The following is a 1659-nucleotide window of genomic DNA, read 5'->3' as shown; positions in this document are numbered from 1 at the left end:
CAGTCACCATCACCGCCGCGCAGTCGGCCGCCGACGCCCGGTCGAGCAGGTCGGCCACCAGCGCCCGGTCGCGCAGCCAGTACAGCTGGAACCACACCGTCGCGCCGGTCGCCGCGATCTCCTCGATCGGCGTGCTGGCCAGCGTGCTGGCCACGTAGGGCACGCCCGCCGCGCGGGCCGCCGCCGCGAGCGCGGGCTCGCCGTCGGGGTGCAGCAACCGCTGGTACGCCATCGGCGCGACAGCCACCGGCAACGCGGCCCGGCCGCCGGGCAGCGCCGCCTCGGTGGACGGGTCGTCCACGCCGGCCAGCATCCGGGGCAGCACCGCCACCCGATCGAGCGCGGCCCGGTTCGCGGCCAGGGCGGTCTCGGCGCCGCTGCCGCCGTCGACGAAGTCCCACACGTCGGGCGGCAGCACCGCCCGGGCCAGCGCGGCGAAGTCGGCCAGGCTGACCGGCGGCACGAAGCCGTCCGCCGCGTCAGCCATGGTCGGCACCCGCCGCCGCGTGCGCCGGGTCGAGCCCGAACGTGCGGCGCAGGAAGGCGGCGGCCCGCTCCTGGGCCTGCCGGCCCGCGTCGAACACGCCGGGCATGGCGAAGAACCCGTGCACCATCCCCGGGTAGTGGGCCGCCTCGGTGGGCACGCCGGCCTCGCCCAGCCGCTCGGCGTACCGCCGGCCCTCGGCGCACAGCGGGTCGTACCCGGCGGTGATCACGAGCGCCGGGGGCAGGCCGCCCAGGTCCTCGGCGAGCAGCGGAGACGCCAGCGGGTGGGCCGCGTCGCCCGGGTCGGCCAGGTAGTGGCTCCGGTACCAGCCCACCGAGTGCCTGTTGAACAGCATCGGGTCCTCGTCGTCGCCGGGGCGGTGCCCGGGCCGCTCGGTGTTCGGATAGACCAGCAGCTGGGCGGGAGCCGGGGACCGCCGTCGGCGCGGGCCAGCAGCGTGACAGCGGCGGCCAGGTTCCCTCCCGCGCTGTCCCCGCCGACCGCCAGCCGGTCCGGATCGACGCGGAACTCGGCGGCGTGCACGGCGAGGTGCCGCACCGCGGCATGGCAGTCCTCCACCGCCGCCGGGAACGGATGCTCCCGGGCGAGCCGGTAGCCGACCGTCACGGTCTGCGCGCCGGTCAGGTTGACCAGCCGCCGGCAGATTCCGTCGGCGGTGTCGACGCTGCCGAGGGTCCAGCCGCCACCGAAGAAGTAGACGAGCGTCGGCAGCGGGCCGTCCCCGTCCGGCCGGTGGATCCGCACCGGCAGCGGCCCGGCCGGGCCGGGCACCGTCGTGTCGCGTACCTCGGCGACCGGCTCGACCGCGCCGGAGCCGGCACGGATCGCGGCGAGGTCGGCGGCGCGGGCCTCGGCCAGGGTCTGGGTGTAGAGCGGCACGGTCCCGGCGGCGGCCCGCGCGGTCCGCCACGCGACCACCTGCGGATCGAGTGTCATCCGGCCTCCCCTGTGGTGACGAAGAGCTTGTCGATGCCGCGCAGGAACAGACTCCCGCTGTACGTGTACGGCTGGGTGACGGCCAGCCGCGGGAAGCGCGCGAACAGGCGCGGCAGCGCCAGCCGGCCCTCCAGCCGGGACACCGCCGAGCCGAGGCAGAAGTGCAGCCCGACGCCGAAGGCCAGTGACGGCGGGCCGGGACGGCGCGGGTCGAA

The 1659-nt window shown here is 77.0% G+C and carries 1 protein-coding gene and 2 pseudogenes; all 3 read right to left on the bottom strand.

The genetic code is table 11. The features are described 5' to 3' along the window. The coding region (locus MCBG_RS02840; RefSeq protein ID WP_043330066.1) for an alpha-hydroxy-acid oxidizing protein at positions 1-487 on the bottom strand (487 nt) is incomplete at its 3' end. Further along, positions 480-1444 (bottom strand): annotated as a pseudogene (locus MCBG_RS02835) (alpha/beta hydrolase). The pseudogene MCBG_RS02835 and the gene MCBG_RS02840, both read right to left, overlap by 8 nt. After that, a pseudogene (locus tag MCBG_RS02830) lies at positions 1441-1659 on the bottom strand (cytochrome P450); the annotation flags it as partial. The pseudogenes MCBG_RS02835 and MCBG_RS02830, both read right to left, overlap by 4 nt.

Source organism: Micromonospora sp. M42 (assembly GCF_000568915.1).
In the GTDB taxonomy this organism is placed as follows: domain Bacteria; phylum Actinomycetota; class Actinomycetes; order Mycobacteriales; family Micromonosporaceae; genus Micromonospora; species Micromonospora chalcea.
The sequence above is the reverse complement of the archived record's forward strand: the minus strand, read 5'-3'. Positions and strand labels throughout refer to the sequence as shown.